This is a genomic window from Iodobacter sp. BJB302 (assembly GCF_002735645.1).
In the GTDB taxonomy this organism is placed as follows: Bacteria; Pseudomonadota; Gammaproteobacteria; order Burkholderiales; family Chitinibacteraceae; genus Iodobacter.
The window spans coordinates 1-7048 of record NZ_PDZG01000118.1 but is presented as its reverse complement, the minus strand read 5'-3'; the positions used below and the strand labels follow the sequence as shown (position 1 = coordinate 7048).

9 protein-coding genes are annotated in these 7048 nt (G+C 44.7%); 7 read left to right on the top strand and 2 right to left on the bottom strand.

What is annotated here, in order from left to right:
• Positions 1-92, top strand: a 92-nt coding sequence (locus tag CSQ88_RS21515) for an IS3 family transposase (RefSeq protein ID WP_143449393.1), incomplete at its 5' end; no start/stop codon positions are given.
• 68 nt (positions 93-160) lie between these two features.
• On the opposite strand, the gene CSQ88_RS21510 is transcribed toward CSQ88_RS21515, so the two are convergent.
• Both CSQ88_RS21510 and CSQ88_RS21505 read right to left on the bottom strand, forming a co-directional pair.
• The gene (locus tag CSQ88_RS21510; protein ID WP_099400112.1) at positions 161-670 is read right to left on the bottom strand and encodes a hypothetical protein; all 510 of its coding nucleotides are present in this window, start codon (positions 668-670) and stop codon (positions 161-163) included.
• Positions 671-820: 150 nt separating this feature from the next.
• The gene (locus tag CSQ88_RS21505) at positions 821-2275 is read right to left on the bottom strand and encodes a site-specific integrase (protein WP_099400111.1); all 1455 of its coding nucleotides are present in this window, start codon (positions 2273-2275) and stop codon (positions 821-823) included.
• A 190-nt stretch (positions 2276-2465) separates the two neighbouring features.
• Between CSQ88_RS21505 and msrA the strand changes: the two genes are divergently transcribed.
• The 6 genes from msrA to CSQ88_RS21475 all read left to right on the top strand — a co-directional run bounded on the left by msrA (position 2466) and on the right by CSQ88_RS21475 (position 6916).
• Positions 2466-2972 carry a peptide-methionine (S)-S-oxide reductase MsrA gene (gene msrA, locus CSQ88_RS21500; RefSeq protein WP_099400110.1) on the top strand — a complete coding sequence of 169 codons (507 nt, stop codon included), beginning with the start codon at positions 2466-2468 and terminating at the stop codon, positions 2970-2972.
• Between the two features lie 212 nt (positions 2973-3184).
• Positions 3185-4384, top strand: coding sequence for a succinyldiaminopimelate transaminase (gene dapC / locus CSQ88_RS21495; RefSeq protein WP_099400109.1), 1200 nt, complete (start codon positions 3185-3187; stop codon positions 4382-4384).
• A gap of 94 nt (positions 4385-4478) precedes the next feature.
• The gene (gene dapD, locus CSQ88_RS21490) at positions 4479-5300 is read left to right on the top strand and encodes a 2,3,4,5-tetrahydropyridine-2,6-dicarboxylate N-succinyltransferase (protein ID WP_099400108.1); all 822 of its coding nucleotides are present in this window, start codon (positions 4479-4481) and stop codon (positions 5298-5300) included.
• A 212-nt stretch (positions 5301-5512) separates the two neighbouring features.
• A complete protein-coding gene (locus CSQ88_RS21485; RefSeq protein ID WP_099400107.1) occupies positions 5513-5983 on the top strand; it encodes an N-acetyltransferase in 471 nt (156 codons plus the stop codon).
• Positions 5984-5992: 9 nt separating this feature from the next.
• Positions 5993-6445, top strand: a complete 453-nt coding sequence (locus CSQ88_RS21480; protein WP_099400106.1) for an N-acetyltransferase — start codon at positions 5993-5995, stop codon at positions 6443-6445.
• Between the two features lie 15 nt (positions 6446-6460).
• Positions 6461-6916, top strand: a complete 456-nt coding sequence (locus CSQ88_RS21475; protein ID WP_180273766.1) for a GNAT family N-acetyltransferase — start codon at positions 6461-6463, stop codon at positions 6914-6916.
• Positions 6917-7048: the final 132 nt, after the last annotated feature.

The following is a 7048-nucleotide window of genomic DNA, read 5'->3' as shown; positions in this document are numbered from 1 at the left end:
ATTACATCCATTACTATAACCACGACCGAATCAAACTGAAGTTAAAAGGGCTGAGTCCTGTGCAATACAGAACCCAGCCCTTGAGCGCCTAGCTTTTAATACTGTCCAACTAATTGGGGTCAGTTCATTAACAGTGGCTTTTTGTTTGGTTCTGGTCTTCTTATTGACCGTTCCAATCTTTGGCACCCTTGCCTTTAAACTTGTTGTAAAAATCAACAAGAATGTGTTTTGTCTCTTCGTTGGCAAGATATTCTTTGCCTTTTTCTGTGAGAGTCGCTTTAAAGGACTCAACACCATTAGCACAGATTTGCTCTGCTTGTTGGGCATCTGCAAGGATTACTTTACCTTCATAATAATCAAAGGTTCCATCTTCCATAATGCCTTTTTCGGCATTTCGCTTTTGTTTCTTAACATCTGCATGAATAAGAATAATCGGCTTAACTTCGCCAACTTCTTTAAAACTAATCTTACGATTAGAAAGCAGGGTGTTAATAACATCAATACCATTCAAACGGTATTTATTAACGACTTCAATCAAAGAGGTGTAAGCTTCTGCTTTGGACTCTTCAATAATATTTGTTTCTTGTTGTGCCAGTTCAAGCAGTTTCTTTTCAAACTCTGCTTTTTGTTGCTGGATTTGTTCAAGAGTCAATGCTTGCTTGGTCACCATTTTTAAAACTCCAAAAAGGAAAAAGGAAATTAGACAATCAAGCAAGTTAGTCTTTTCCTTACTTGATGTGTTTATTATAGTTCATCTAAAAAAAGATCGTCAACATCTTTTTTATAAAAGACCTTTTAGTTCGCTTGGTCTTTAAATATTTCACTCCATTAAAGACAAAACAAGATTTAAAAGTTCTTTTGTTTCCTCTTCTGTTATCTTGTCTTCTTTCTTTTTTGCCTTTAATTCTTTAATCCTTTGTAGCTTGTCCACATCACTCATAACAGGGCTTAAATAGTGTTTAAAGGCTACTTCTATACTATGCCCATTGCTGTTAGTTATTCCTGTTTGAGTGTTTAAATTGCTGTTTCCTTTGGTGTGGATTGCTTCAAACTTTCTAACACTTGAAAAGCCTAAAAGCTTCGCTACTAGCATAGTGTTTTGTTCTCCACCAGTGGAAAGCATACGGCTTACTTTTGTTCTTCTTAGGTCGTGAAAGTGGGTGTCTTCAAGTCCGTTTCTTTTCATCACTTCTGCAAACACTCGCCCAAAGCCCATAATACTATAAGTAAAAAATCTATCTCCTTTCGCTTCTTTCGCTGGTTGCAAGTTCATTAGAAATTCTCTTGCTGTTTCATCTAAATAAACGTCTCTGGGTCGTCCACTCTTTGTCTGTGTTAAGTGAATAATTCTAAAATCTGCTGATATGTGGGATTTTTTTAAATAAATAATCTCACTCCTTCGCATACTTGTTAAAAGAGAAAGTTTGCAAATATCTGCAAGCTGTTTATTAGAATAATTATTGATGACTTCTAAAAAATTGCTTTCTTCATCTTCACTTAAAATTCTTTTCCTGTAATTGATTGTATTTTTAAGCAAGTTCTTATTGTAAAGCCTTGTTATGTTTATGATGTTCTCGTATGTCTCGTCTATGTTTTCTAAGTTATTATAAACATTAGAAATATAGGTTATTTCCCTAACAACACTTATAGGCTTGATAGGTTTGTTTGTTTTGTCTCCTTGGAGTCTTGTTTTAATATAATTGTTTAAGTCTATCTTGTTAATCTCTGTTCTTATATCAAACTTTCCAAAGTGTCTATAAGTTGTTTTTTCGTGTTCTATTCCCATTGCTTCTTTTTCCTGTTTGGTAATATACCTATCAGGAATTGAAATAGAGCATATTTTCTTGATGACAGCTTTTTTCATTGCTATATTTCTTCTTTTTAATTCTGGCAATGTCTTTAAAGCTTTATCGTCTTCTATGTCAATTGCTCTTAACAATGGGTCTTTAAAGCATTCATCTTGTAGCCATCTTTTAGCTACATACTCAAAAGTAAAGTCTTTTCCTTCTTTTTCTTGTAAAGCTTCTTTTCTGGCTCGTTGTCTTTCTTCTTCACTGATAGAGTAAATTAATTCTTTTCCTTTTTCGGTTTTAGATAGTGTCAAAAAGCTAATTGCTTCTTTGACATCTTCAAAGTAATTATTTCTTTTTCCTTCATAGTCTTTTCTTGAAATTCTTACTCTGTATTTCGTCGTAGTGCTACCATCTGCATTAGTCCATTGCACTACTTGAATGCCTCTCGGCACCTTGCTTTTAGTGGGTTTTTTTGTGGTCATGTTGGGCTGTTTTTTTGGGTGATTTGTTGGGTGAATTTTTCAGGATTTGCCCAAAAAGTCTAGCCGATTTGCCCAAAAAAAGTCAACCATGCAATTTTTCACCAGGTGGAGTTAAGTCTATGATTTCAAACGAGAAAGGAGGTTATTTACAGCCACGGCTTGAGACTATCTGTCTCGGCGGTGGTTGTAGATAACCCAAAAATGCTTTTGGTGTCTCGACGCCACTTTTGCCCGCCTGCGTGGCGTATCTCAAGTTGATTGTGGCTATATGGGCGGCAGTGTTGAAGCGCCCACTTACAAAGCCGTATGTACGGGCGATACCGGCCACGCCGAAGTGATTCAGCTGACTTTTGACCCGGCCATTATCAGCTACAGCACCCTGCTTAAATTATTTTTTGCCCTGCACAACCCCACCACACTGAATCGCCAGGGCGAGGATGTTGGCACGCAATACCGCTCCAGCCTGTTTTTCCATAACGAAGCGCAAGAGAGCGCGGCAAAAGCAATGATCAAAGAATTAGCGGATCAGTATGCAGATCCCATCGTCACAACCGTGACACCTGCCGTGACATTCTGGCCCGCTGAAACCTACCATCAGGATTACTTCGAACAAAACCCTGAGCAGCCTTATTGCTCGGCGGTGGTGGCAGGAAAAGTGCGTAAGCTGATGCAGGACTACGGCGATTTGCTTAAATAAGCAAACCTCCAGGCAAAAGATACTTAGTCACAAAAAGAAACGGAGTCGTATGGGAACCAACAGACTTACTTTGCTTTGCTCCATGCCACTCCGTACTCTCGAAATCTTGTGGTTCAGGACTGAAGCTAGCCCTGACTGACAATCACTCACCACAAGACCTGACGGCGCTCTGCCGCTATAATCGGGGTTTTCCCCAGTGCATTCGGAACGCCATGACGCCGCAACTCTCCTTGCTTCAGCCCTATCCGTTTCAAAAACTTAAGCAGCTTTTTGCGGGTCTTAGCCCTAATCCGGCATTGGCACATATTAATTTATCCATTGGCGAGCCCAAACATGCCACACCCAGGCTGGTTACCGATGCACTGATCGCCCACTTTGATGGCCTGTCAGCCTACCCGGCCACACTGGGATCAGATGCGCTGAGGCAAAGCATCAGCATCTGGCTGAGCAATCGCTACGGTATTGCAGCCCCTAACCCGGCGACCGAAATCATTCCAGTGAATGGCAGCCGCGAAGCATTGTTTGCTTTTGCCCAGACCATCATTGACACCCGCCCAGAGCAGCAGCCCGTGGTGCTCTCGCCCAATCCCTTTTACCAAATTTATGAAGGCGCGGCCCTTTTAGCAGGGGCCGAGCCTTATTTTGTAAACTGCAATGCAGAAAACCGCTTTCAGCCCGATTGGGACGCCGTTCCAGATGCGGTCTGGCAACGCACCCAGCTGGTCTTTGCCTGCTCACCCGGCAACCCGACTGGCGCAGTCGCCTCGCTGGCCGACTGGCAAAAACTCTTTGCCCTGTCTGATCAGTACGGCTTTGTAATTGCATCTGATGAATGTTATTCAGAAATTTACTTTGGCGAAGAAAAACCGCTGGGCGCACTCGAAGCAGCAGCTCAGCTGGGGCGCGACTACCATAATCTGGTGATTTTCTCGTCCCTATCAAAGCGCTCCAATGTGCCCGGCTTACGCTCTGGCTTTGTAGCAGGGGATGCGAAACTTTTAGCGCAATTTCTGCTCTACCGTACTTATCATGGCTGTGCGATGAGCCCGATGGTGCAGGCAGCAAGTGCTGCAGCGTGGAATGATGAAGCGCATGTTGTCGAAAATCGCCAGCTCTATAGCCAGAAATTTGCTGCGCTTACCCCCTTGCTGCAAAGCGTATTAGACGTCAGCATGCCCGATGCGGCTTTTTATCTGTGGGCAAAAATCAAAGGGGACGATGCCGCCTTTGCCCGGCAGCTGTTTGAAGAAGAGCATGTTACCGTTTTGCCCGGCAGCTACCTCGCCCGCAGCGCCCACGGCGTCAACCCTGGTGAAGGCTATATCCGTATTGCCTTAGTTGCACCACTGAATGATTGCATTACTGCCGCAGAACGCATCGTTCGCTTTTGCCAGCGCCATCCTGCTTTTTAAAATCCTGCAGTGCGGGCAAAAGCCGCAAGCATATACCGCATCACCACTTTGGCGGGGTTCACCCGCCCTACGAATGACCAACCAAGGAAGCACCATGAGCCAACTTCAGCAAATCATCGAAACTGCTTTTGAAAACCGTGCAGAAATCACCCCTTCCAATGTGCCATCCGAGCTGCGTGACACGATTAATAGCGTGATTTTGGGTCTGGACAAGGGTGAATACCGCGTTGCAGAAAAAATTGATGGTCAGTGGCATACCCATCAATGGCTTAAAAAAGCCGTGCTGCTGTCTTTCCGCATTAACGACAACGTGCCTATGGATGGCGGCTGCACACAGTATTTCGACAAAGTGCCTTCAAAATTTGCTGATTACAGCGAAAACGATTTCCGCGAAGGTGGCTTCCGCGTGGTGCCAAACGCCATGGCGCGTCGTGGCTCCTTTATCGGTAAAAACGTGGTGTTAATGCCTTCTTACGTGAATATTGGCGCCTATGTAGACGAAGGCACCATGGTTGACACTTGGGCTACCGTGGGCAGCTGCGCGCAAATCGGTAAAAACGTGCATTTATCCGGTGGCGTTGGCATCGGCGGCGTACTTGAGCCATTGCAAGCCAACCCAACCATCATCGAAGACAACTGCTTTATTGGCGCGCGCTCGGAAGTGGTTGAAGGCGTGATTGTTGAGGAAGGCTCGGTCATTTCGATGGGCGTTTATATCGGCCAAAGCACTAAGATTTATGACCGCGAAACCGGTGAAGTGACTTACGGCCGCATCCCGGCTGGCTCTGTCGTGGTTTCTGGCAACCTGCCATCGGCTGACGGCAAATACAGCCTGTACTGCGCGGTGATTGTTAAAAAAGTAGACGCAAAAACCCGCGCAAAAACCAGTATTAATGATTTGCTGCGCGGTATTTAATCTGAATTATTAAATTCAAAAAACCCGGCGTGAAATTATTTACCCGGGTTTTTATTTACTTAAAATCAATGTAAATATTTAAACAGCCGCCCTGCGCGCCCTGCCCGTTTATTCAATCAAATAAATCCCGCCAAATAGAAATAAATCAACTAAGGACATATAAATTTCGATATGCTGAGCAGCTATTTCAGCCCATATCAGGCAACAAGCACATGACCACTCTATTGCCAATGCGTACTGCGGTTTACGAATCTTATCTTGAGTCTTCAATTCTTAGCTATGCCGAAGAGAATGTTCAGTCCGGCCGCTGGCAGGAAGAAGATGCGCTTGAACAATCCCGCAATGAATTTCACAAATTACTACCCCAGGGCACAGATACGCCCGATCACTATTTATTTGAAATCATTGGCAAAGACAATCAAAGCACCGTTGGTTTTATCTGGTTTGCCGCTGTTTCAGATAAAGGCGTGCGTCTTGCCTTTATTTATGATTTAGAGATCAAAGCCCCTTACAGGCGTCAGGGTTATGCAACGCAAGCATTTAAAGCTATTGAAACACTGGTGAGTGATCTTGGTCTGGCCAGCATTGGCCTGCATGTATTTGGCCATAATACCGGCGCGCAAGCTTTATACCGCCAGCTGGGCTACGAAGTAACGGGAATCAATATGCTTAAAAAGCTTTAGGAAAAAACCATGCAATTAGCGGAATGCTCAGACAGCCATTCAATTGCCAGCCTCTATCTGGCTTCACGCAAAGCATATCTTTCCTACGCGCCATTAGCGCATAGCGACGAAGCCATTTACAGCTGGGCAGCTGACGTGCTGATTAAAACAAACCGCATTATTGCTGCTTCAAAAGATGGCCTGATATATGGCTTTATCGCCACAGCAAGCGATGAAGGCAGGCATTGGATTAATCATCTCTATATCCACCCCCTGCACACCGGATCAGGCACAGGCTCAGCCTTGCTTGAATATGCATTAACCCAAATACCCCGCCCTGTGTATCTCTATACTTTTCAGGCGAATACCGGTGCGCGGCGTTTTTATGAACGGCATGGCTTTATTGCCCTGGAATTCAGCGATGGCACTGGCAATGAAGAAGGCTGCCCGGATGTGCTCTATGTACTCAACCAATCCCCATAAATGACCAGCGAAATAATGCCTCAGTTAAACATACGCCCAATGACCATTCATGATGCCGCAGCGGTCTCTGCCCTGCTGCCCGCACTGGATTACACAGGCAGCCCTTGCGATGTGGAAAGGCGCTTTGCAGCACTCTCTGCCCAGCCGGATCACGTCGTTTTTCTGGCATTTCACAATGAGCAACTGGCAGGCCTTTGCCATATCCAGGGCGTGCGCTTAATTGCGAGTGATGGCTATGCGGAGATTAGTGCGCTGGTCGTGAGTACCGCTTTGCAACGCAGCGGAATTGGCAAAGCCTTAGTCTGCCACGCAAAAGACTGGGCCATTTCAAAGGGCTATGAGCGGCTACGTTTACGATCTGGCCTGCACAGAGAAAACGCCCACCTTTTTTATGAAGCGATTGGCTTTAGTAAGAAAAAGGCTAGTTATGCCTTTGAAATACAGTTGTCTGACTCCAATCACCCACTTTAAGGATATCCCCCTGTGTCAGGATAGTTGAGATACTCCCTTTTCAGGGATTCCAACTTACTCAGGGGGCTGGTTACTTATCATGTCGCGTATTCCCAAGGCTCGTAAAGATGCCATTTTAAGCAAAATGCTTGC

Excerpts from the sequence above, each read along its gene's own strand:
- CSQ88_RS21485 (WP_099400107.1), top strand. The coding sequence starts at position 5,513 with ATGACCACTCTATTGCCAATGCGTACTGCGGTTTACGAATCTTATCTT.
- dapC (WP_099400109.1), top strand. The coding sequence starts at position 3,185 with ATGACGCCGCAACTCTCCTTGCTTCAGCCCTATCCGTTTCAAAAACTT.
- dapD (WP_099400108.1), top strand. The coding sequence starts at position 4,479 with ATGAGCCAACTTCAGCAAATCATCGAAACTGCTTTTGAAAACCGTGCA.
- CSQ88_RS21475 (WP_180273766.1), top strand. The coding sequence starts at position 6,461 with ATGCCTCAGTTAAACATACGCCCAATGACCATTCATGATGCCGCAGCG.
- CSQ88_RS21505 (WP_099400111.1), bottom strand. The coding sequence starts at position 2,275 with ATGACCACAAAAAAACCCACTAAAAGCAAGGTGCCGAGAGGCATTCAA.
- CSQ88_RS21480 (WP_099400106.1), top strand. The coding sequence starts at position 5,993 with ATGCAATTAGCGGAATGCTCAGACAGCCATTCAATTGCCAGCCTCTAT.
- CSQ88_RS21510 (WP_099400112.1), bottom strand. The coding sequence starts at position 670 with ATGGTGACCAAGCAAGCATTGACTCTTGAACAAATCCAGCAACAAAAA.